Consider the following 23208-nt stretch of genomic DNA (forward strand, 5'->3'; position numbering starts at 1 on the left):
CTGCTCTCTAATCAGGAGTTTTGTCTAATAGAAGCTTCCTATTAGGCAAACTCAGTTCTCTGACCATTTTTTGTCCAAATACTTTAAGTCGGATTCATTTATATGTTTCCCACAAATAAAAGAAGAGAGGCGGTCCATTTGGACTACCTCTCTCTTTACTATTGTGAATCGAGAATCTAGAAGATTATGCTTTTGCCATTCCGATTGTTGCGTCAGATGAATTAGTTGCATCAGTTGCATCATCTGCATTTTCGTCATCAGCTGGAGCTTTCTCTTCTTGACCAGAACCCTCTTCATCAGCAGGAGCTTCTTCTTCAGTTCCTTCTTCTGCAGCTGGTTCTTCTTTATCTTGAGCAGGCTCTTCTTTATCCTGTGCTGGTTGCTCTTTATCTTGTGCTGGAGCTTCTTCCTCAAGTGAAGTCATTGGCTTACCAAAGAAATCAATTGGGTTCACTGCTACACCGTTGTTACGGATTTCAAAGTGAACATATGAATCAGCTTCTTTGTTTAATAGATTTTTACCAGATTTTGCGATTACTTGACCTGTTTGAACTTGATCCCCTTGCTTTACTTGAACATCTGATAATGCTTGATAAACTGTAACAACACCTTCAGCATGTTCAATTTCAACAACATTTCCTAATGTAGGATCTTTTTCAGATCTTGTTACTGTTCCATTTAGAGAAGCAGTAACATCAAAAACACTTCCATCTTTCGCAACAATGTCAATTCCCTTGTTCTCTGTATACGAATTATCGTAGAAAACAAGTGCTGCTTCTTGTTCTTCAGCAGATCCATTCACATCGTAGAATTGCTTTTGAATCTCAACAACATCTTGATTTAAAACTGGCATTACAAAATTCTCTGCCGGACGGTTTACAACGACACTATCTTGACCTTTGTCTGAAGTCAGAACATCTGATTCATCGTATCCGAATTTATCAGAGTCTGCAAGATTGTCGTTGTTGTTTCCTTGGAACCATAACACCGCCGTTAAAATAATTGCTGCACTCGCTAAGTAGATTGCTGGGAATACCCAACGTTTCTTAAAAAATTGATTACCATTTGACTTTGGAGAAGTACGTTTAGTTTCTTCCTCTCTCATGTTCATCACCTCTGCAATCATTCTGAACAGAATAAAGAGATTATATACATGAGCGATCATTTTTTTTTAGATTATTTTTCGACAAAGGGTTTATTTTTATTCATTGTTTTAGAAAAAAGGTGAATTTAATAAAATTAGGGTACTGTTTTACGTGGTACATTTAATTAAACTTAAGGCTCAATTTTAACACTGGTTACCATTCGCTACAGTCCGTTCGCGTCCGCGGGGCAGGCGATGAGCCTCCTCGTCGCCAAGCTCCTGTGGGGTCTCATCTGACCTGCACATCCCGCAGGAGTCTCACGGACTTCCGCTCATTTTAAACTAGTATGTTTTTACACACTTCCTCAATTTTATAAAAAAACACCCCCATCTTTTTCAAATGGAGGTGCGGATTTTTATTATCTAGTTACACCAGGTGTGGTAGGTGCATTTTTTAATAACAGCCAATTAGGAATCATTGCAACTAATGCTACCAAGATCAACGCTATATAGTTTATTTGAAGGTCACCCGTTCCTGCTGTCAAAAAGAAATCTATTAACCAATTGCGGGTTGCTGGCAAAATTAACACAATTCCTAATAATGCGATACCTACTATTCCACCAACCATCCCTAATCGATAGAAGGCAGAGCTAAGTAGAAAGCCAACAGATAGTAACACAAAACCAATCACTGTATCCAGGAGAAGTTGACCACCTAAGGTTGCTAACAACGTTTCCTTTTCAACTGTAAGAATAATCGACATATTCTCCATCTGACTTAACTCAACAAACCATTTAAAAAGAGAAAGCGCAGATAGATGGATTATAGCCATGAATAACGCTAGCAGGATATTAAACAAGATTGCTCCAAGAAAATAGTTATTACGAGTAGAACCTAGTTTCACACAATACGGAAAGGTTTCCTTCGTGATTAAAAAACCAGATATCGCACAATAAATATAAACCGAAAAACCTGATGAGAATAAGATCTTCGTTCCTTCAAATGAATTTCCTATCATAAATAAGGTAACCATACTTGCAAGTAAAATCGACCAAAATACAATCAAACTAAAGCGAAAGTCTACCGCAAAATAATAAAGAATGGCTTTGAGATCCTTAGACATACATCTTCCCCCCTTGTTCCTCAGTTAAGTGAACCATTAATTGTTGAATATTACATCGTTCAGCTTCTATACCAGCATTTTTCGCTTCACGAAGATCCATTTTTTCTCCATATAAAATGACCGTTTTACTTCCTACAAGTGTTGATTCATGAAGCACATTTTTCCCAGAAATAAACGAATCTACCTTTTCTCGGTTTCCACTAACGATCATACTATTCTCTACCATTTCCTCAGTTTGTTCATGAAGCAACAATTCTCCACTTCTCATTAAAATCACTTCTTCGAACAAGTTACTTACTTCATCGATTAAATGTGTTGATAAGACAAAGGTTCTTGGATATTCTTCAAATTCTTCAAGGATTAAGTCATAAAACTTATATCGTGCAGATGCATCAAGTCCAATATACGGTTCATCAAAAATCGTCAGTTTTGCTCGACTCGCAAGTCCAATCGTAATCCCAAGAGCTGACTCCATCCCTTTTGACAGCCCCTTGGTATTCATCTTTAAATCTAGTTGAAACACCTCTAATAAACGGAGCGCTGTTTCATTTGACCAGTTTGGATAAAATAAAGATGAAATCTTTAATACTTCTTTTATTTTAAGACGCTTTTTAAAATTATTACTTTCACTTATATAGCAAATATCCTTTAGGGCCTCTCTATTATTAAATGGGTTCTTCCCATTAATTGTAATCTGTCCATTTGACGGTAGATCGTGTCCTGCAACAAGCTTCATCAAAGTGGTTTTTCCTGCACCATTTCTGCCGAGCAACCCATAAATTTTGTCATTTTCAATCGTTAGATTCATTCCCCTTAGTGCATGCTTTGCTCCATAATTCTTCGTTACATTAGAAATCAAAATACTCATCACTTATCCCCCTTTTCTATTAGCTTAGATAAGTCTTCAACTGATATCCCAAGCTTCGCCGCCTCATTTTTCAAAGGAACAATATAATCTTGGTAAAAATCATTTTTTCTTTTATTCATAATTATCGTTCTCGCTCCTTCAGCTACAAACATGCCAATCCCTCTCTTTTTATAGAGTATTTCTTGGTCGACTAATTGATTGATTCCTTTTGCTGCGGTTGCTGGGTTGATTTGATAGTATTTTGCAAATTCATTTGTAGAAGGTACCCGATCTCCTTCTTGTATGGAGCCATCCAAAATGCTTGACTCCACTTTCTCTGCGATTTGTTGAAAGATCGGCTTATCTTCTTTTAAATTAGAATCCATCCTGTCACCTACTTAAGTGGTTAGTTACTTATGTAATTAACTATATATCCTTTTAGTTTTAGTGTCAATCATTTCCAATAAAAAAAATATGTGTTGTTACTAATTAAACCTAGTGGTTGATTTGCACTCCAGGTATGTGCTTTCCTTGGTGCAGGGATGAACCTATCGTCGCCAAGCTCCTGTGGGGTCTCATCCTTCCTGCGCATCCCGCAGGAGTCACATACCTTCCGTTCCAATCAACGAGCTCCACCAAATTAAAGAATTAGAGCCATAACAAAAAACGAGCCCCTAGGGACCCGCTTTTCATTTTCTCATTCTATTTATTCTCTCGAAGCAGTAATTTGTGTTAAAAATGTATCTGAAGAAGAGATATCGATCCCTTGATAATAATATGTGAGGATCTTTTTGTAGTCACTTCCTGATTGAGCCATTCCATTTGCTCCATATTGGCTCATACCAACTCCATGACCATAGCCTTTTGTTGTAATGACGATTTCATCACCTTTACGAACAAATTTAAAGTCAGTTGACTTTAGGTCCAATGCCGTCCGAACATCTTTACCAGAGAATTCTTTCCCACCTATTTCAACCGTTTTGATCCGATTTGATTCAGTTCGTTCCTTCACTGTACCAACAGTGTCACCAGAACCAATACTTATCCCTAATCTTCGTTCAAATTCCTTCACTTTAAATACGACCTGATTATGGAATTTTTTCGAATTTAAATCCCAAGTACTCTCAACACTTTTTAAATAAGGATAAGCACTTTGCCAATAGTCCTCTGAATTCTCTGTATACCCATTGCTTGTTGAAAAGTATAAAGCATCAATTGGGGCACCATCATATGTAATGATTTGGCCTTGAGTGGCGTAAACTGCTTCTGTAAATTTCTTTATATTCTTATCATAATCTTTTCCCCATTGTTTTTTTAATTCTTCTTTATTTTTGTAGACTTGATGATTAACCGTATCTGTGACTGTTGCCCCTTCAGGTGTACCAATATTTTTTCCACTTAGCATATGTCTGACTATATATGTTCGAGCTGCCAATGCCTGTGCTTTCAATGCTTCAAGTTCAAAGTCAGCAGGCATCTCAGAGGCCAATACGCCTACGATATATTCCTCAAGTGGAACATTTTCCACCGCATTGATACTTGAGCGATGAACCGCTACTTCAATACTTGACTCTGACGCTATTTGCGTTTCGCTTGGGTTTGTTTGTTGCTCCCTGGCTTCTGCAAGTTCTCCATCTGTCTTTTCAGAAAATGGAATGACGACAAGTGTAGGGATGACTAGAGTAACAATGAATAAAATTGAAAAGACTACAACGAATGGTTTAAGAGATGTTTTCATGAACACAGAGCCTCCATTTGTTTTTTCAAGCACTAAAACACATTAGGTGTAATAGGCATATTCAATCATATGGAGTGGGACAACCTTTTATGACTAGTTTCCTTTATTTGAAAAAATTATATTCTTCTAAATGCCCGACGTTCGGCATATTCTTTACATTGTAAGCAGACATTTATTTTTTCACCTTGATCATCTTTATATTTTGTCATAGTTGATTTCTTTTTCTTACAGAAAGAGCATGTGGATTTAAAAATAGAAAAGAGCCCCACTTTAATACCTCCTTGTTTTTGGAAACTATTTTACTAACTAACATAGTAGTCAATTTCCACTCCAGGTGCGATCTTTCCTTGGTGCAGGGATGAACCTATCGTCGCCGAGCTCCTGCGGGGTCTCATCTGTCCTGCGCATCCCGCAGGAGTCTCGCACCTTCCGTTCCAATCGACTTGTACTAAAACAAAAGTCATTAAAAAATTTTTCTTTATTTCTTTGTTAAAATGTGGATAGGTTGTGGATATGAGTATCTTTGAGGAAGTTATGCACAACTTTATTCCATTATGCACAACTACCGCATTATATGCACACAAGAGTTTCACTGTTAACCACTCTGTAGGATCCAGCAAGTATCTCTACTGCTGGTTTTTAAGTATTCAGATTTTAGTAAGCGTTATCTTTTGGACAATGTGGATAAACTGTGGATATCTGGTAGTTTATCCACAAAAAATGTTGTTTATCCACAAAAAAAAAGAGTAAGAGGTCTTCACTCGGAGTGAATAACTCTGACTCTTTTTTACACTACATGTTAATATTAATTTCTTCATTTGATTCTGAATCAACGACTTCAGTTACTCTCTCAATATCTGCACCAAGTGCTGCAAGCTTATCATGGAAATTTACGTATCCACGATCTAAATGCTTAAGCTCTGTTACTCTTGTGTAACCGTCAGCAACTAGACCTGAAAGAACTAATGCTGCAGCTGCACGAAGATCTGTTGCAGAAACTTCTGCACCTTGAAGCTCAGTTGGTCCATTAATAATGACCGAGCGACCTTCAATTTTGATATTTCCGTTCATACGGCGGAATTCTTCAACATGCATGAATCTATTTTCAAATACGGTTTCTGTAATCATACTTGTGCCTTTTGCACGAAGTAATAATGCCATCATTTGTGACTGCATATCTGTTGGGAAACCAGGGTGTGGCATTGTTTTAATATCAATTGCCTTTAAATTCTCAGGGCCAATGACACGTAAGCCATCATTTTCTTCGACAAACTCAACGCCCATTTCTTCCATCTTGGCAATTAAAGAGCTAAGGTGTTCTGGAACTGCTCCGCGAACTAATACATTACCGCCTGTAATTGCAGCAGCTACCATAAAGGTTCCTGCTTCAATTCGGTCAGGAATAATATTGTGCTGTGTTCCATATAACTTTGGCACACCTTCAATTCGAATCGTACCAGTACCTGCACCACGAACTTTAGCTCCCATTCCATTAAGGAAGTTTGCTAAATCTACAATTTCAGGTTCCTTTGCTACGTTCTCTAGGACTGTGATTCCTTCCGCTAATGTAGCAGCCATCATGATATTTTCAGTTGCTCCTACACTTGGGAAATCTAGATATACTTTGGCACCTTTTAGTCTACCATCGACTTTTGCATCAATATAACCATTACCAACCTTTACTTTGGCTCCCATTGCTTCAAAGCCTTTCAAATGTTGATCAATTGGTCGCGAACCGATGGCACATCCACCAGGTAATGCAATTTTAGCATGACCGTTTCTTGCTAAGAGCGATCCCATTACAAGAACGGAAGCTCTCATCTTTCGAACATATTCAAAAGGTGCTTCTGTTTTCAACTCTCTAGATGCATTAACAACGATTTGATTATTCTCAAATGAGACTTCTGCATTTAAATAACGCAATACTTCATTTATCGTATATACATCGGAGAGCGTAGGTACTTCATTAATTACACTCTTTCCTTCACTCGCTAATAAGGATGCAGCGATAACCGGCAAAACGGCATTTTTTGCACCTTCAACTTTCACAGTGCCGTTTAGCCTTTGACCGCCACGGACGATGATTTTTTCCAAGGTATTCCCCTCCGCGTCCATTTTCTCTATATTCATATTCATTGATTATGATTGGTGTTCCAAAACTAAGAGTAGGTTGGGCGCCCAATCATCTTGATTAATGGCGATTTGTATATTCATTTCTCAAGGGTGTTTAAGAAGATATCTCTTCTACACTGCTCAGTATATGCAACTAATGAGTCAAATGTCTCTATTTGAAATGATTCCATTTTTCAGTTGTAATTTCTTCTATAAATCCGTCAGATTATACAAAACTTCTTTTATCTTATCACTGATTTCCTCTTTTATAAAGGGAAACTTGTTGGATTTTGAAGTTTTTTGTCAACTTTTCACAAATAGTCGGAAATTTAAATCGCCGAAAAAAAAGAGATACATCTACATAGGTTTTCGTAACTACAAATTCATTTTTGACGGTAGTAATAAAATTTTTAAAGGATATTTATTTACCCACTTTTTTATAAAGTAAAAATGCATTCAACAAAGAGATATCATACTTTATACAACTAGAAAATGATATAGTCTAAATTTACCAAAGTAAAAATATGAATACCTGACATACTAACTTTGGAATTCACCTTTTACTCACGTTACTCCATCTCCTTACTTACATTTTTGCCATATCTCTATGGGACATACTTGGTAAAAAAGGGGTTTACTTATACTATAGTCAATTTAATCAGATTTGTTATTGAGAAAGATACATATGTATGTGATTAGAAGCTTTTCTTAGAGGTAAAACACGATTAAGCCGACCTCTTACAATATGGCCAATCAATGTCCATTTTTCATAATATTTTTCGTGGTTTTTTGCATTATCTTGTCTTTGTGCTTGGAGTAACCCTTTGTTTGTATTGGGAAAAAAAGTTATCTAATTCCATTCGCTGCGAACCACTCCCGGGATGCCGCGGGGCAGTCCGGGAGCCTCCCCCGCGGAAAGCACACACCTGGAGTGCAAATCAACATCCCTGGGTTAATAATAGGAACAATTTTTACAAAATCACCCGAAATATCGGCTTGTCCAATCAAAACAAACTAGGCAATTGCTGTGACCATGTTAAGTAATCAAGGAAAAAGTTACTCACCATTGATCCAATGACGATCGTAAGGAAAATTAGCAATACTCTTGCTTGGATAACATGATTTGCTCTGATAAATTTATCAATGTTCAGGCTTTGCAATGCCCACCATGTAATGATAATGAAAATAAGATGTGAAATGATACTTAATAGTGCTTGATAACCAAAACCTGCTAGCATTTATGTTCACTCCTAAACGTACATCTGTGCTTGGCAAAATGAAAAGAAGGAGCTCTAAAACTCCTTCTTCTTAATTAAAACATATTCACTTCAACAATTAAACTATTTACCCCTGAACACACGCTTTTCTAACGAATAAAATCGCCAAAATGATCGATTTGCGTTAAGAAATCAAAAGCGATACCAGGGAAAATACCAAAGGTAATCGTCCCCACAACACTTAAGATCACAACGATTAGCACTCCAAGTGGTAGCTGAACCTTACTTTGATCTGCTGCAGGTCTGAAAAACATTTGAGTAAAAATACCAAAGTAATAAACATATGAAACAACGGTTGTCGCAATCATGATAGCTGCTAGTACATAATGTGCAGGCTGTGTCATAAATGCACCGAGGAAAATGTTCATTTTACCAATAAATCCTGCAGTTCCAGGAATCCCTGCTAAGGAAAGAATGAGAATTCCCAGTGAAATTGCGACAAACGGTGATCTTCGGTATAACCCTGCAAACTGGCTAATATCGCTTGAATCCGATTTCGCTGAAATCACTTGAAGGATTGCAAATACGCCAATATTCATAAAGAGATAGGCGACCAAATAGAACCAAATCGTACTAAACATAAAGTATGAAAAGGTTGCAAAGGCCACTAATAAGTACCCTGCATGTGCAATGCTTGAATACGCAAGCAATCGTTTCACATTACGTTGCTTTAGCGCCACCGTATTCCCGACAATCATCGTCACAACAGCTAAGAAGGCAAAATAATCCTTCATATGATAAATAATGCTTGGCGAATCTACGTCACCAGATGGAGCGTTGATAAACATTGTAATGATCACTCTGATTAAAATCACAAACCCCGCTGTTTTTGACACGACACTCAAGAAAGCCGCAACAGGTGTTGGTGCACCCTCATACACATCAGGTGCCCACATATGAAATGGAGCAGACGCTAGCTTAAATGATAAGCCGACAAAAACCATTAATAGGGCAATTCCAATCAGATAGATCCCGTTTCCGTGTTGCAGATGACTTAACATCCCTAGAATTTCTAGTAAGTTTGTTGTACCTGTTAACCCATATACATAGCTTAATCCAAATAACAAAATCGCGGTTGCAATCCCACCATTAATCACGTATTTCATGGCAGCTTCATTTGACTTCAGATTATGCTTTCTGAGTCCCGCTAAAATATAAGAAGAAATGGATAGAAGCTCAAGGCCAACAAAAATTGTGATTAAATCTCCACTGGATGCCATAATCATCGCACCAAGAAGCGCGGTTAGAAATAGGTAGTAAAACTCTCCACGATAGCCTCTTAGCCCTTCCTTAGGCTCATATTCCATGGCAATTAATAACACCATCGCTGCACCTACAAGCAAGATTAGCTTAAAGGCAATCGCAAAGGAATCAAGTCTGAAGGTATCGAATAAAATGGACGTAACATCATTGCCGATCATGCTCACTAAAGAGATAATCGCAACAATAATTCCCACTATTCCAAACCAGGCTAGAGGTTTTCGACTTTTTTCACGCCCCATAAACATGTCAATTAGAGAAAGCAAGGTGGCTACACCTAGTATAATAAACTCCGGTAACATGGCTCCCCATTCATAACTAAGTAACGTTTCGAGATCCATTCGCTCACCCTCCAATCCCTAGTACTATTTTTTCTAAGACGAGTTGAAGTGGTTGTGTTAGGACATTAGGATAAACACCGATTAAGACAATGAACCCTAACAAGACCAAAACAGGAACCAATTCAATTTTCGTTATATCATATGCTTTTTCATAAGATTGCCCTTTTTTCCCATATGTCACATTTAAAACAGCTCTGAGAAGATACACAGCAGTCATGATGATCCCAATCGTTCCAACTGCTGCTAGGACTGGCATTACTTTAAAAAGCCCTAGAAAGGCCATAAACTCACTTACAAAGCCTGACATACCTGGTAATCCTAGTGATGCAAGTGCACCCGCTAATAAAAAGCCTGCCGTTAGTGGCATCACACTTGATAATCCACCTAATTTATTCATATGTGATGTACCTACTCGTTCATATAAAACCCCTATTAGGAAGAATAGCAGTGCTGATATTAAACCATGTGAAACGACTTGGAAAATCGCTCCTTGTATTCCAGCTTGATTTAATGCACCAAGACCGATTAAGACAATCCCCATATGGGATATACTTGAATAGGCCAGCACCATTTTAAAATCAGTTTGGATGAAGGCTAAAAATGCACCATATAGGAGATTGACCACTCCTAATAAAGCAATTAACCATGCGATATTACTAAATTCCTCAGGAAAGAATCCTAATCCAAACCTGATTAAACCGAATGCACCAATTTTCAGCAATACTCCTGAGTGAAGCATGACAATTGAAGGTGGTGCTTGAACATGGACATGTAGCATCCATGTATGTAATGGAAAAATAGGTAGCTTAATTCCAAATGCAACTAATAAGGCAATTAACAAACCATATTTTAAGCCACTTGAGAGATCACCTGTTGGCATCGTTCCACTTGGACTTGCCATTAAACTCATAATCGCTTGAATATTAGATGTTCCTGTTCTTGCTAGTAAAATCATAATGACAATGAGTAAAATCGCTGAACCGATCCCATTATAGACAAGAAATCGAAACGCAGCTTTCTCTTTCTCAAAATAGCCCCATTTACCAATCAAGAAAAACATCGCGACTAAGGTAACTTCAAAGAATAAAAAGAATAGAATTAAATTTTCTGAGGCAAATACCCCTAGCATCCCAATTTCAAGGGCTAAGAAAAGAATGAAATAGCCTTTCCATTCTTTTTTAATATGAATGGATGCAATTGCTGCCAATGTCGAAAGCACAGCCGTTAAAATAATCATGACCAATGATAAGCCATTAATCCCTAACTCATAATCAACCGAAAATGGTTGGGATTTCCCCATGATTCCAAACCAAGCTAGCTTTTCTGAAAAACTTGCAAGCTCTGTTCCATTCAGATAATAAGAATAGAGGACAAATGCCAACAGTAATGGTGGTAAAGTAGCTAGAAACCCCACTAACTTAAGCGTTTGTTCCTGTGCTTTTGGAATAAACCCTAAAAGGATGATACCAATGATTGGGGAGAACACTAGTAATGATAAAAGATAGGATTCATTCATCGTAAGTACCCCCCTGTTACCGCAAAGATTACAATCAGGATGGCTAACCCAAGAAATGCAATCGAGCCATAAATTTGAACCTGACCTGTTTGAAGCTTAGCTCCCATTCTACCAATTCCACTCGTGATTCCTGCCACACCTTTAACAATTCCACCAACCAGGAATTCATCGATATATTTTAAGAATAAACTAAATGTCTTTGTCGCATAAACGATGGTTGATTCATAAATCTCATCGATAAAATATTTACGGTACACGACACTATAAAGGATCGGTGTCTTAGATGATAGCCAATCTCTTGAAATCGTCTTTTTACTATACATAAGATAGGCTAATAAGATTCCTGCAAGAGAAACGACTGTTGCCACAATCATAATCCAAACTGGTCCATCTACATGTCCATGGCCAAGTGCGTGTGTATCTGCTGTTAACCAATCTCCTAAAAATGTACCAAACCAAGGTGTATTCACATATCCGGCAAAGATGGCCAAGATCCCTAATAGAATCATAGGAATTGTCATCACTGAGGGTGATTCATGTGCATGCTTACTATCTCCTCTTGATTCACCACCAAATACCATGAAGAACAAGCGGAACATATAGAATGCGGTAAAGAAGGCTGCGATGACAGCAATCCAAAATAGCACATAATTCCCATGAACCCAAGTTACAATTAAGATTTCTTCCTTACTAAAGAAACCAGAGAATAACGGTACACCACTAATGGCAAGCGTCCCTATTAGAAACAATGGACCTGTTACTTTAAGCTTTTTCCATAACCCACCCATCTTCTCAATGTTTTGGGTATGTACGGCATGGATGACACTTCCTGCAGCTAAAAATAGTAAGGCCTTAAAGAACGCATGTGTCATTAGATGAAAGACGCCAGCCACATAGCCTGCTGAACCTAAAGCTAACATCATGTAGCCAAGCTGACTAACGGTTGAATATGCTAAAACTCGTTTAATATCCTTTTGCACAAGACCAATACTTGCGGCAAAAATCGCTGTAAATCCACCAATGACTGCAACTGTCATTAGGGCTGCTTCACTTGCAGCGAAAAGCGGAAACGTTGCAGCAACTAAATAGACTCCAGCCGCAACCATTGTTGCTGCATGGATTAAAGCTGAAACTGGTGTTGGACCTTCCATTGCATCAGGTAACCATGTATGAAGTGGAAACTGACCTGATTTCCCCATGGCACCTATGAAAATTAAAATCGCTGTTAAGGTAATCATTTCGTAGGAAATAATTCCTGCTTCCACCGCAGAGAAAATTTCATCATATTCAAAGCTTCCAACCTGCCAAAACAGAAGAATCATCCCGATTAAAAGACCAACGTCTCCAATACGAGTCATGATAAAAGCCTTCTTAGCAGCTGCACGGGCTTCGTTCTTGTAAAAGTAAAATCCAATTAAGAGGAAGGATCCTACTCCAACAAGCTCCCAAAATATGTAGGTTTGTAATAGGTTTGGTGAAATCACTAAACCTAGCATCGCAAACGTGAATAATCCTAGATAAGCATAAAATACTGAAAAGCGATCATCACCATGCATATATCCGATTGAATATAAGTGAACTAGAAAACTGACTAGTGTAACTATGACTAACATGAGTGCATTTAATTGATTGATTTCAAAACCCGCTGTTAATTGAACATCTCCTATGGTTAACCAAGTGCTCTCATTTTTGAATGTTGGATTGTTAAATCGTTCAAACAGCACCAACAAGGAGTAAACGAACGAACCTAACACCAATAGCAGCCCTACTGCTGCACTATACTGCTTAAATCGTTTACCAAAAATAAGAAGGACTATAAAAGAGATAAGCGGAAAAAGCGGTATGATCCATGCATTTTCCATCATCGTATCACATTCCCCTTCTTTGTAATTATGGGTTATGATTCCCTCTGGTTTTATCCCTCACCATCTTCATGAAGGACTTTTCCATCTTGAATCACTCTACTTTTGTCCTTCATCAACTACATGAAGGACTTTTCCATCTTGAATCACTCTACTTTTGTTCTTCATCAACTTCATGAAGGACTTTTTCCATCTTGAATCACTCTACTTTTGTTCTTCATCGACTTCATGAAGGACTTTTTTACCTTGATTCACTCTATTTTTGTCCTTCATCAACTTCATGAAGGACTTTTTCCACCTGATTCACTCTGGTTTTGTCCTTCATCAGCTCTATGAAGGACTTTTTCCATCTGATTCACTCTGGTTTTGTCCTTCATCAGCTCTATGAAGGACTTTTTCCATCCGATTCACTCTGGTTTTGTCTTTCATCAGCTCTATGAAGGACTTTTTCCATCTGATTCACTCTGGTTTTGTCTTTCATCAGCTCTATGAAGGACTTTTTCCACCTGATTCACCCTGGTTTTGTCCTTCATCAGCTCTATGAAGGGATTTTTCCAACTGATTCACTCTGGTTTTGTCTTTCATCAGCTCATGAAGGACTACTACTTAGAGCATATCTAGTTTCTCATCGTATCCATTTCATCAATATTAACTGTTTTTCGGTTACGATACAGTGCAATTAATATTGCCAAGCCTACAGCTACTTCTGCTGCGGCTATTGCGATGGCGAATAGGGTGAAGATTTGGCCTGTTATGTTTGGCGTAATTCCATGTTTACTGAATGCGACTAGGTTGATGTTTGCTGCATTTAACATGAGTTCGATTGAGATTAGAACGATAACGGTATTTCGTTTTGATAATGCACCATATAGTCCAATACAAAAGAGAATTAGTGCAACAGTGAGGTATGCTGATAATGGAACAGTACTCATTCCTTCTCCGCCTCCTCTTCTTCATCATTTTTCTTCGCCAAAACGATGGCACCAATTAATGCAACTAATAACACAACAGAGGTAACCTCAAACGGAATCACATATTTTGAGAACAACTCAATCCCGATTTGTTCTGTATTATTTTCATATAAAGTACTTTCTTGTTGTCCAAAGTCTAGATTGTAAATTCCTAAATACACAGCTACACCAAAGCCCATAATTCCAAGAAGTAATAACACCTTCCTGACGATGCTAATCCTCTGTTCACTTGTATCATTATGCCTTGTTAGCATGATGCCAAATAACATAATAATGGTGATTGCACCAGAGTATATCAAGACTTGCACGGCCGCGATAAATTCAGCATGAAGCATGACATACAACCCTGCAATACTGATGAAGGTGAATACTAACGCTACAACCATATGAACGACTTTTTCTAGGTTAATCATGAGGATTCCGCCACTTATAGCAATTAACGAAAGTACAATAAAGGCAATAAATTCTCCACTCACGCTTTATTCTCCTTCCGTATGTTTGTGTCGTTCTCATCCAACCATTCAAGGTTCTTAAATAGATCGTCACGGCTGTATGTGGCAAGCTCAAAGTTATTTGTCATGATGATGGCTTCTGTTGGACATACTTCTGTGCATAAATCGCATAAGATACAGATTTCGAAATTTATATCATAGGTATCGATAATTTTTCCTTTTTTGGTTGGGTCAGGATGTTTTTTTCCTGTTAATTCAATGCAATCAGTTGGACATATGTTTGAACATTGGTTACAGACGATGCATTTTTCTGGGTAAAATTTTTGAATACCACGAAATCGATCTGGTAGTGGTAGTGGTTCTTCAGGGTAGTTATAGGTTACCTTTTTCTTTGTTAGTTGGTTTAGGGTATATTTCAAACCTTTTGCTAATCCACGCATGTTTATGTCACCCCTTTGGTTTATTCAACGGCTTTTAAGATTCCTTTAATAGGTGTAGCAAACTTTCCATTCGCTGCGAGCCACTCCCTTTCCGCGGGCGTGACGGTGAGCCTCCTCGTCGCTACGCTCCTGCGGGGTCTCACTCTGCCCCGTGCATCCCGCAGGAGTTGAGTGGCTCTCCGCTCATTCCAAGTACATGGTGAGCAGCTGCTTTTCATATTATTTAGTGTGAACTTATTTAGAAATTGCCTTGAAAATAGGTAGGTTGTAATTACCAATTAGTGAAATCCACACTCTTTCTACAGGTCTGAGCCATTCCCTTTATTTAGAGCTGGTTGATTGGAACGTAAGGTGTGTGACTCCTGCGGGATGCGCAGGAAGGATGAGACCCCACAGGAGCATTGCGACGAGGAGGCTCATCACCTCCCCCGCGGAAAGCACACACCTGGAGTGTAAATCAACACCCTTAGTTATCTCGCAAAAATGTTACAAAAACGGTCTACCTTATATTGCATAGGTTTCTTCTTATCTAAAAAAGAGTTCTTTAATTACTGCTGTAATAAAGATGTTTGCTAGTGCGACTGGGAGTAGGACTTTCCAGCCGAATTCCATCAGTTGGTCTGCTTTTATACGTGGGAACGTTACCCTGAACCAAATGAGGATGAATATAACTAGACTGAATTTAAGTGCAAACCATACTGCGCCTGGGATAAAGTCCAGGAACATGACCGGGTGCCAGCCACCTAAAAATAGTACGGTTGTTAATGATGCCATCGCGAAAAAGTACACATATTCTGCAAGCATGAAGAATGCCCATCTAAAGCCAGAGTATTCTACATGAAACCCTGCAACAAGTTCTGACTCTGCTTCAGGTAAGTCAAATGGTACACGATTTAACTCTGCAACAGAGGCAATTAAGAACACTAGAAACCCTACTGGCTGGATAAAGATATACCAGATATCACTCTGAGCGTTCACGATATCAACTAGATTTAAACTTCCTGTGAATAAAATAACGCCGATGACTGACATCACCAGTGGAATTTCGTATGAAATCATTTGGGCTGCTGCACGCATTCCACCTAATAACGCATATTTATTATTGGATGCCCATCCACCTGTCACAATTCCAACCGTAGTGATTCCTGAAACGGCAATATAATATAGCAATCCAACACCAATATCCGCGAATCGGAATGCATCTGTAAAGGGAATAACCGCCAACACCATAAACGCTGGTGTAAATGCAATGACAGGTGCCAAAATAAAGAGTGGTTTGTCCGCAGCCTTTGGAATTGTATCCTCCTTTAAGAGTAGCTTAAGAACATCTGCTACTGTTTGGAGTAAGCCCCAGCGGCCTCCAACTTGGTTCGGACCAACCCGACCTTGCATAAACCCCATTACTTTCCGTTCAGCTAAAATCCCATACGTTACAAATCCTAGCACAACCATAAGTAAGGCTGTTGCTAATCCAAAGAAGATCCCAACATTTGTCCAGCTTGGCGCTGATTGTAAAAGATCTGTTATCATTACCCATCAACCTCCCCAAGAACAATATCAATTGCTCCTAGTATCGCAATCAGGTTTGCCATATTTTCACCTTTTAACAGCTTCGGTAAGATTTGTAGATTGTAAAAAGAAGGCCTACGAAACTTTAAACGGTAAGGTTCTTTTTTTCCATCACTAGCAATATAACAACCGATTTCTCCACGTGGGGATTCGATTCGCACAAAAGCTTCTCCTTTTGGTGCCTTAATGATTTTTGGAACCTTCGCAAGAATATCGCCCTCAGAAGGGAATTGCTCTACTGCCTGTTCTATAATTTTTAATGATTCCTCTAATTCAGCTATACGAGTTTGATAACGTGCCCATGCATCTCCACCTGTAAACACTGGGACATCAAAATCAAAGCGATCGTAGATTGAATATGGTTCATCCTTTCTCAAATCCCATTTGACACCTGTGCACCTTAGGTTAGCTCCACTTAAAGAGTAAGCAATCGCCTCTTCTTGTGTGTACGTTCCGACACCTTTTACACGATTCAAAAAGATCTCATTACCTGTTACAAGCTCATGATAACCAGCAAGCTGTTCTCTCATATATGGAACAAAATCTCTAACCTTTTCGATCCATCCTTCTGGTGCATCCCATTTCACACCACCGACACGCATATAATTAAAGGTTAATCTCGCACCTGAAAGTTCATTAAGTAGATTAATAATCATTTCACGTTCTCTAAATGCATAAAGAAATGGACTAGTTGCCCCTAAGTCTAATAAGTAGGTTCCCCACCAAACAAGATGGCTTGCTACTCTTCCTAGCTCCATCGCAAGCACTCGTAAATACTCTGCTCGCTCTGGTACCTCAATTCCTGACATCGTCTCCACTGCATGACAGAGTACATAATTATTTGTCATCGCTGATAAATAATCCATTCGGTCTGTATAGGGAATGATTTGTGTATATTGTAGATTTTCTGCTAGTTTTTCTGTTCCACGATGAAGATAACCGATGACCGGTATGGCTTCCTTTATTATCTCACCATCTATTTTTATCACTAGACGGAACACACCATGTGTACTTGGATGCTGTGGTCCAACATTTAATAGCATTTCCTCTGTACGAATCATCGGTTACACCTCCACATCATATGGTTCATAATCTTTACGGAGCGGATATCCTACCCACTCTTCTGGAAGGAGAATTCGCTTTAAATCTGGATGATTTGTAAATTTGATTCCCAACAAATCAAAAGCTTCACATTCAGGCCAATTTGCACCCTCCCAAAGTGGCTGAACTGAATCAATAACAGGCTCATCTCTATTAATTTTTACTTTTAACGCAACGGACTGTCTATTTTTATAAGAGTATAAGTGCATATAAACTTCCATGTGAGTTTCATAATCTGTACCATGTATTTCTGATAGGTAATCAAAGCCTAACTGTTCATTGTATTTAAGAAATTGAGCAATTTTAAAATATGTATCTTTCTTGGCTACCAGTGTTGGTACATCTTTAGAAAGAGTATTAATATACGAGTCTTCTAAAACATCTTCTCCTAAATGTTCTTTAATGACCCTTACATATTTATCAAGATATGGCTGGTTAACGGAAGGCTTCTTCTCCTCCTGTGGTTCACTACCAGCTTGCTCACTTTTTCCGGCCTTGGCTTTTGCTGCTGCCGCTGCTTTTGCTTTCGCTGCAGCAATCGCTTTCGCCTTTTCTTTATCCACATCCCCAGAATCTCCACCGTCTTCACCGAGCGCTTTTGCTTTGGCCTTAGCCGCAGCTGCCGCTTTTGCCTTAGCTACTGCTGCAGCCTTGGCCTTCGCTTTAGCCACTTCATCATCATCAGTGTCTTCTCCTGCCCCCGATGCAGCCTTTTGTTTTGCTAGTGCAGCTGCCTTCGCTTTCGCCGCAGCTGCAGCCTTAGCCTTTGCTAGTTCTTTATCTTTATCGAGCGACTGCTCAATCTGAGTTCCTGCTTGTTCATTTGCTTTTTGTTTTGCTAGCGCCGCAGCCTTTGCTTTTGCTGCCGCAGCTGCCTTTTTCTTTGCTAACTCTTTTGCATCATCACCTGATTCACTATCGGTTTGCTCATTATTCTCTGTTGCCTCAGCTGTAGCTTTCTGTTTTGCTAGAGCTGCAGCCTTGGCTTTCGCTGCTGCCGCTGCTTTCTTTTTCGCTAATTCCTTATCATCAACAGGCGCTTGATCTGCTTCCTCTGGTTTTGGCGATCCAGCCTCTTGCTGTTGCTTTTCCGCTAAACGTTTCTTGGCAAGCTCTTTTGCACGCTCTGCTGCCTCACGTTTTTGCTGCTCTATATCCTTGCCATCGCTCACGCTAAATCACCTTCTTTCCAGTTTTAGCTTCGTAGCGAATCTTTTCTTTTAATTTATTCATACCATAGATTAAGGCAGCTGGGTTTGGTGGACATCCTGGAATATACACATCAACTGGAACGATTTGATCGACTCCCTTGACTACAGCATAAGACTTCACATATGGACCACCAGCTGTTGCACAGGATCCCATTGCAATAACCCACTTAGGCTCTGGCATTTGATCATAAAGACGTTTTAGAACTGGTGCCATCTTCTTTGTCACTGTTCCTGAAACAATCATGACATCTGATTGACGTGGTGATGTACGGAAAAATGAACCAAATCGATCAAGATCATAATGGGAAGAACCTACACCCATCATTTCAATCGCACAGCATGCTAATCCAAATGTCATTGGCCATAATGAGTTACTTCTAGCCCAAGCCTTTACTTGCTCTAATGTTGTTAAGAAAACACTATGTTTCATTTCCTCTAATTCTTCTTGTGACACACTCTCAAGTTTTAAGTCCATTTCAGCACCTTCTTTTTCCAAGCATATAATAATCCAATCAGTAACATGACAACAAAAATAAGCATTTCAATTAATGCAAAAACCCCTAACTTTTCATAAGCAACAGCCCAAGGATATAAAAACACTGTTTCCACATCAAAAATAACGAACATTAACGCAAAAATATAATAGCGAACATTAAACTGGATTCGTGAATCATGAAATGGTTCAATCCCACTCTCATAAGTTGTTTGTTTCATCTTATTCGGGGCATTTGGTCGCAAAAAACGTCCTGCAGTCAAAGCTACAATGGGCAGTAAAATACCTAAAACAAGAAACACAAATACAATCAAATAGTTATTTGTATACTGATTCAATAAAAGATCCATGCAACCCCCTCCAATACTCTTGAAAATTTTCCCCTAAAATACAATGATTCAAACTAATTCATAGAATGTTTTATGTTTTGTAACCGTATTCATTATACCAACTATCCTTAAAAGTGTCGATATATTGAACTTTTAATATAATGTTAAAATTTCCATCTATTGGTTACCTTTCGACACTTATAAGATCAAACCCTCCTAGAAAAGTATTAATTTTTGTTATTAATCACACAGGCTATCACCCTAAGACAAACTTATATGTCTATGCCTTATGTCTATGAAAAACAATAGCAAAATATTGTTAGATTAAATTATTCGCAATATTCAAACTTCGGTAAACTTCTAGTCAATAAGTTTTCAAAGGACAGTTTTGATATTCACACATTATCGTAACATATATGAATCATTCTTTGAGTTTGTCTGTAAGAAACTCTGACAAACTAATAGACTACACTTCAAAATAAAGTGTAATTGGAGGTTTATCCGCGACTTTTTGTCGAATATCCGCGAGTTGATGGCATTTATCTGCGACTTCTCTACTTTTATCCGCGACATTTACCACTTTATCAATTTTTCGACAAAACCCCATATAAAAAAGGACCTAAAGATCAAAATCTTTAGGTCCTTCAAACTTAATATTTGTTTTGAGTTACATTTAAACGATTGATGGCACGCTTTAAGGAAAGCTCCGCACGTCTAAAATCGACATCGTCTTGTTTCGCCTGTAAGCGTTGTTCAGCACGCTGCTTAGCTTCTTCAGCACGACGAGCGTCGATTTGTTCAGCAGTTTCAGCAGTTTGTGCAAGAATAGTAACTTGATCAGGACGAACTTCTAGAAAGCCTCCACTAACAGCTACAAGCTCTGTGTTGGTAGCTTTTTTCATACGGACTACACCAATTTGTAATGGCGCGACCATTGGAATGTGTCCTGGTAGAATCCCTAACTCACCACTTTGAGCTCGAGTTACGACCATTTCCACGTCAGCTTCATAAACTGGGCCATCAGGAGTAACGACACTTACTTTAACTGTCTTCATTTAGTACCCTCCTATGTCCCTTTATTAAACTTCAACACCCATACGCTTTGCTGATTCAATAACCTCTTCAATACGACCAACTAAACGGAATGCATCCTCTGGAAGGTGATCATATTTACCATCAAGAATTTCTCTGAAGCCTTTAACAGTCTCAGCAACAGGAACATAAGAACCTTTTTGCCCAGTAAACTGTTCAGCAACGTGGAAGTTCTGAGATAAGAAGAACTGGATACGACGAGCACGGTGAACGATTAATTTATCTTCATCTGTAAGCTCATCCATACCAAGGATTGCGATAATATCTTGTAATTCTTTATAACGTTGTAATGTTTGCTGTACTTGACGAGCAACATTATAATGCTCATCACCAACGATTTCAGGTGCTAATGCACGAGAAGTCGATGCTAATGGATCCACAGCTGGATAAATACCCATTTCAGATAGCTTACGCTCAAGGTTAGTTGTTGCATCTAAGTGAGCGAAAGTTGTTGCTGGTGCTGGGTCAGTATAGTCATCGGCAGGAACGTAAATCGCTTGAATCGATGTTACAGAACCTATGTTAGTTGATGTAATACGCTCTTGTAGTTTACCCATCTCAGAAGATAGAGTTGGTTGGTAACCTACCGCAGATGGCATACGTCCAAGAAGGGCTGATACTTCAGAACCTGCTTGAGTGAAACGGAAAATATTATCAATGAAGAATAGAACGTCTTGTCCTTGCTCATCACGGAAATATTCAGCCATTGTAAGACCTGTAAGCGCAACACGCATACGTGCTCCAGGTGGCTCGTTCATTTGTCCGAATACCATTGCTGTTTTATTGATAACACCAGAGTCTTTCATTTCGTAGTATAAGTCGTTTCCTTCACGAGTACGCTCACCTACACCAGCGAATACTGAAATACCACCGTGTTCTTGTGCGATGTTGTTGATAAGTTCTTGGATAAGAACTGTTTTACCTACACCGGCACCACCGAATAGACCGATCTTACCACCTTTAATATATGGTGCAAGAAGATCTACTACTTTAATACCTGTTTCAAGAATCTCAACCTCAGTTGAAAGCTGTTCAAACGTTGGTGCTTCGCGGTGAATTGCATCACGACGAACACCTGCTGGAATTGCTTCATCTAAGTCAATGTTCTCACCTAAAACGTTAAATACACGTCCTAGAGTTACATCTCCTACTGGTACTGAGATTGCTTTGCCTGTATCGATTACATCTATTCCACGTACAAGACCGTCAGTTGATGACATTGCAACAGTACGTACTGTGTTATCACCAAGGTGAATCGCTACTTCAAGCGTTAAGTTGATTTCAACATCTGCTGATTTGTATTCGATCACAAGGGCATTGTATATTTCAGGAAGATGTCCACTGTCAAACGTTACGTCTACAACGGGACCCATTACTTGGGTAACTCGTCCTTTTGTCATCGTTTTCCCTCCTAACTTGCATTTAAGAAACATCTATATGCTATGAATCATTCTATTCTAAAGCCGCAGCTCCACCAACGATCTCAGTAATTTCTTGAGTAATCGCTGCTTGACGTGCACGGTTATAGGATAATGTAAGTGAATCGATAAGCTCTTTCGCGTTATCAGTTGCACTTTTCATTGCTGTCATACGTGCTGCATGTTCACTAGCTTTACCGTCTAAAAGTGCTCCATAGATGAGACTTTCAGCATATTGAGGAAGAAGCACCTCAAGGATTTCTTCTTGTGATGGTTCAAACTCATATGAAGTAAGCTTTTTGCCTTCAGATGAAATGTCAGTTAATGGTAACAACTTTTTCTCTGTTACTTCGTGCTGAATTGCAGACACGAAATGGTTGTAATAGAGGTAAAGCTCATCAAATAATTCATCAGCGAACATACTAACCGCATTACTAGCAATATCTTTAATTTCAGTAAATGAAGGCTGATCTGCTAATCCAGTAATTTCAGAAACAACGGGAATTCCACGTTTTTTAAAGAAATCACGACCAACACGGCCGATTGCAATTATAGCATATTCATTTGCGTTTGTATGACGTTTTTGGATGGTTTGGTAAACAGAACGAAGAATGTTACTGTTATACGCCCCTGCTAATCCACGGTCAGACGTAATTACTAGATATCCTGTTTTCTTAACAGGTCTTTTCAATAGCATTGGATGTGAAACATCTGTACTACCAGTCGCTACACTTGCTACTACCTCTTGAATTTTTTCCATATAAGGAACGAATGCTTTTGCATTGTTTTCAGCTCGGTTTAACTTTGAAGCTGAAACCATTTGCATGGCTTTCGTAATTTGGCTGGTTTTCTTCGTTGAGGTTATTCTTGATTTTATATCTCTTAATGATGCCAAAGGTTCTCACCACCTTCTTGTCAAAAGATCTGTATTTGGGAGCGACGGAACATCAGTCGTCGCTCTTTGGGTTTTT

Annotated in this window: 21 protein-coding genes; all 21 read right to left on the reverse strand. The window is 38.8% G+C overall.

Translation table 11 applies throughout. From position 1 onward, the window contains the following. Window positions 1–184 precede the first annotated feature (184 nt). A complete protein-coding gene (locus BLQ56_RS10145) occupies window positions 185–1105 on the reverse strand; it encodes a stage II sporulation protein SpoIIQ (RefSeq protein ID WP_090853279.1) in 921 nt (306 codons plus the stop codon). 398 nt (window positions 1106–1503) lie between these two features. Beyond that, complete coding sequence (locus BLQ56_RS10150) at window positions 1504–2208, reverse strand: hypothetical protein (RefSeq protein ID WP_090853282.1); 705 nt, start codon at window positions 2206–2208, stop codon at window positions 1504–1506. Continuing rightward, window positions 2201–3076 carry an ABC transporter ATP-binding protein gene (locus tag BLQ56_RS10155; RefSeq protein ID WP_090853283.1) on the reverse strand — a complete coding sequence of 292 codons (876 nt, stop codon included), beginning with the start codon at window positions 3074–3076 and terminating at the stop codon, window positions 2201–2203. Before BLQ56_RS10155 ends, BLQ56_RS10150 begins: the two co-directional genes overlap by 8 nt. Continuing rightward, window positions 3076–3441, reverse strand: coding sequence for a GntR family transcriptional regulator (locus tag BLQ56_RS10160; protein ID WP_090853286.1), 366 nt, complete (start codon window positions 3439–3441; stop codon window positions 3076–3078). Before BLQ56_RS10160 ends, BLQ56_RS10155 begins: the two co-directional genes overlap by 1 nt. A 320-nt stretch (window positions 3442–3761) precedes the next feature. Beyond that, a complete protein-coding gene (gene spoIID, locus BLQ56_RS10165) occupies window positions 3762–4793 on the reverse strand; it encodes a stage II sporulation protein D (RefSeq protein ID WP_090853289.1) in 1032 nt (343 codons plus the stop codon). 792 nt (window positions 4794–5585) lie between these two features. After that, a complete protein-coding gene (gene murA / locus BLQ56_RS10170; RefSeq protein WP_090853292.1) occupies window positions 5586–6887 on the reverse strand; it encodes a UDP-N-acetylglucosamine 1-carboxyvinyltransferase in 1302 nt (433 codons plus the stop codon). A gap of 1022 nt (window positions 6888–7909) precedes the next feature. Then, window positions 7910–8143: a DUF1146 family protein gene (locus BLQ56_RS10175; RefSeq protein ID WP_090853295.1), complete on the reverse strand. Its 234-nt coding sequence runs from the start codon at window positions 8141–8143 to the stop codon at window positions 7910–7912. A 128-nt stretch (window positions 8144–8271) separates the two neighbouring features. Next, a complete protein-coding gene (gene nuoN, locus BLQ56_RS10180) occupies window positions 8272–9783 on the reverse strand; it encodes an NADH-quinone oxidoreductase subunit NuoN (RefSeq protein ID WP_090853297.1) in 1512 nt (503 codons plus the stop codon). A 4-nt stretch (window positions 9784–9787) separates the two neighbouring features. Further along, entirely contained in the window at window positions 9788–11299 is a 1512-nt protein-coding gene (locus BLQ56_RS10185; protein WP_090853300.1) for an NADH-quinone oxidoreductase subunit M, read from the reverse strand. Beyond that, window positions 11296–13164 (reverse strand): NADH-quinone oxidoreductase subunit L, encoded by a 1869-nt coding sequence (nuoL, locus tag BLQ56_RS10190; protein WP_090853304.1) that lies wholly within the window; start codon window positions 13162–13164, stop codon window positions 11296–11298. The genes BLQ56_RS10185 and nuoL overlap by 4 nt, the downstream gene beginning before the upstream one ends. Window positions 13165–13778: 614 nt before the next feature. Beyond that, window positions 13779–14093, reverse strand: a complete 315-nt coding sequence (gene nuoK, locus BLQ56_RS10195) for an NADH-quinone oxidoreductase subunit NuoK (protein WP_090853307.1) — start codon at window positions 14091–14093, stop codon at window positions 13779–13781. Then, the gene (locus BLQ56_RS10200; protein ID WP_090853310.1) at window positions 14090–14608 is read right to left on the reverse strand and encodes an NADH-quinone oxidoreductase subunit J; all 519 of its coding nucleotides are present in this window, start codon (window positions 14606–14608) and stop codon (window positions 14090–14092) included. Before BLQ56_RS10200 ends, nuoK begins: the two co-directional genes overlap by 4 nt. Further along, window positions 14605–15024: an NADH-quinone oxidoreductase subunit NuoI gene (nuoI, locus tag BLQ56_RS10205; RefSeq protein WP_090853313.1), complete on the reverse strand. Its 420-nt coding sequence runs from the start codon at window positions 15022–15024 to the stop codon at window positions 14605–14607. The genes BLQ56_RS10200 and nuoI overlap by 4 nt, the downstream gene beginning before the upstream one ends. 525 nt (window positions 15025–15549) lie before the next feature. Further along, on the reverse strand, window positions 15550–16554 hold the full coding sequence (gene nuoH / locus BLQ56_RS10210; protein ID WP_090853317.1) for an NADH-quinone oxidoreductase subunit NuoH: 1005 nt from the start codon (window positions 16552–16554) through the stop codon (window positions 15550–15552). Next, window positions 16554–17654 carry an NADH-quinone oxidoreductase subunit D gene (locus BLQ56_RS10215; protein WP_090853320.1) on the reverse strand — a complete coding sequence of 367 codons (1101 nt, stop codon included), beginning with the start codon at window positions 17652–17654 and terminating at the stop codon, window positions 16554–16556. The genes nuoH and BLQ56_RS10215 overlap by 1 nt, the downstream gene beginning before the upstream one ends. A gap of 3 nt (window positions 17655–17657) precedes the next feature. Continuing rightward, window positions 17658–18866, reverse strand: coding sequence for an NADH-quinone oxidoreductase subunit C (locus BLQ56_RS10220; protein ID WP_090853323.1), 1209 nt, complete (start codon window positions 18864–18866; stop codon window positions 17658–17660). Window position 18867: 1 nt separating this feature from the next. Further along, on the reverse strand, window positions 18868–19380 hold the full coding sequence (locus BLQ56_RS10225) for a NuoB/complex I 20 kDa subunit family protein (protein WP_090853325.1): 513 nt from the start codon (window positions 19378–19380) through the stop codon (window positions 18868–18870). After that, entirely contained in the window at window positions 19371–19748 is a 378-nt protein-coding gene (locus BLQ56_RS10230) for an NADH-quinone oxidoreductase subunit A (RefSeq protein WP_090853327.1), read from the reverse strand. Before BLQ56_RS10230 ends, BLQ56_RS10225 begins: the two co-directional genes overlap by 10 nt. Before the next feature lie 629 nt (window positions 19749–20377). Continuing rightward, a complete protein-coding gene (locus tag BLQ56_RS10235) occupies window positions 20378–20782 on the reverse strand; it encodes a F0F1 ATP synthase subunit epsilon (protein WP_090853330.1) in 405 nt (134 codons plus the stop codon). A 24-nt stretch (window positions 20783–20806) separates the two neighbouring features. Then, window positions 20807–22219: a F0F1 ATP synthase subunit beta gene (atpD, locus tag BLQ56_RS10240; protein WP_090853333.1), complete on the reverse strand. Its 1413-nt coding sequence runs from the start codon at window positions 22217–22219 to the stop codon at window positions 20807–20809. A 52-nt stretch (window positions 22220–22271) separates the two neighbouring features. Beyond that, entirely contained in the window at window positions 22272–23132 is an 861-nt protein-coding gene (locus BLQ56_RS10245; RefSeq protein ID WP_090853336.1) for a F0F1 ATP synthase subunit gamma, read from the reverse strand. Window positions 23133–23208: the final 76 nt, after the last annotated feature.

The organism is Litchfieldia salsa (assembly GCF_900104555.1).
In the GTDB taxonomy this organism is placed as follows: Bacteria; Bacillota; Bacilli; order Bacillales; family Bacillaceae_L; genus Litchfieldia; species Litchfieldia salsa.

Excerpts from the sequence above, each read along its gene's own strand:
- BLQ56_RS10145 (WP_090853279.1), bottom strand. The coding sequence starts at position 1,105 with ATGAGAGAGGAAGAAACTAAACGTACTTCTCCAAAGTCAAATGGTAAT.
- BLQ56_RS10150 (WP_090853282.1), bottom strand. The coding sequence starts at position 2,208 with ATGTCTAAGGATCTCAAAGCCATTCTTTATTATTTTGCGGTAGACTTT.
- BLQ56_RS10155 (WP_090853283.1), bottom strand. The coding sequence starts at position 3,076 with ATGAGTATTTTGATTTCTAATGTAACGAAGAATTATGGAGCAAAGCAT.
- BLQ56_RS10160 (WP_090853286.1), bottom strand. The coding sequence starts at position 3,441 with ATGGATTCTAATTTAAAAGAAGATAAGCCGATCTTTCAACAAATCGCA.
- spoIID (WP_090853289.1), bottom strand. The coding sequence starts at position 4,793 with ATGAAAACATCTCTTAAACCATTCGTTGTAGTCTTTTCAATTTTATTC.
- BLQ56_RS10175 (WP_090853295.1), bottom strand. The coding sequence starts at position 8,143 with ATGCTAGCAGGTTTTGGTTATCAAGCACTATTAAGTATCATTTCACAT.
- nuoN (WP_090853297.1), bottom strand. The coding sequence starts at position 9,783 with ATGGATCTCGAAACGTTACTTAGTTATGAATGGGGAGCCATGTTACCG.
- BLQ56_RS10185 (WP_090853300.1), bottom strand. The coding sequence starts at position 11,299 with ATGAATGAATCCTATCTTTTATCATTACTAGTGTTCTCCCCAATCATT.
- nuoL (WP_090853304.1), bottom strand. The coding sequence starts at position 13,164 with ATGATGGAAAATGCATGGATCATACCGCTTTTTCCGCTTATCTCTTTT.
- nuoK (WP_090853307.1), bottom strand. The coding sequence starts at position 14,093 with ATGAGTACTGTTCCATTATCAGCATACCTCACTGTTGCACTAATTCTC.
- nuoI (WP_090853313.1), bottom strand. The coding sequence starts at position 15,024 with ATGCGTGGATTAGCAAAAGGTTTGAAATATACCCTAAACCAACTAACA.
- nuoH (WP_090853317.1), bottom strand. The coding sequence starts at position 16,554 with ATGATAACAGATCTTTTACAATCAGCGCCAAGCTGGACAAATGTTGGG.
- BLQ56_RS10215 (WP_090853320.1), bottom strand. The coding sequence starts at position 17,654 with ATGATTCGTACAGAGGAAATGCTATTAAATGTTGGACCACAGCATCCA.
- BLQ56_RS10225 (WP_090853325.1), bottom strand. The coding sequence starts at position 19,380 with ATGGACTTAAAACTTGAGAGTGTGTCACAAGAAGAATTAGAGGAAATG.
- BLQ56_RS10230 (WP_090853327.1), bottom strand. The coding sequence starts at position 19,748 with ATGGATCTTTTATTGAATCAGTATACAAATAACTATTTGATTGTATTT.
- BLQ56_RS10235 (WP_090853330.1), bottom strand. The coding sequence starts at position 20,782 with ATGAAGACAGTTAAAGTAAGTGTCGTTACTCCTGATGGCCCAGTTTAT.
- atpD (WP_090853333.1), bottom strand. The coding sequence starts at position 22,219 with ATGACAAAAGGACGAGTTACCCAAGTAATGGGTCCCGTTGTAGACGTA.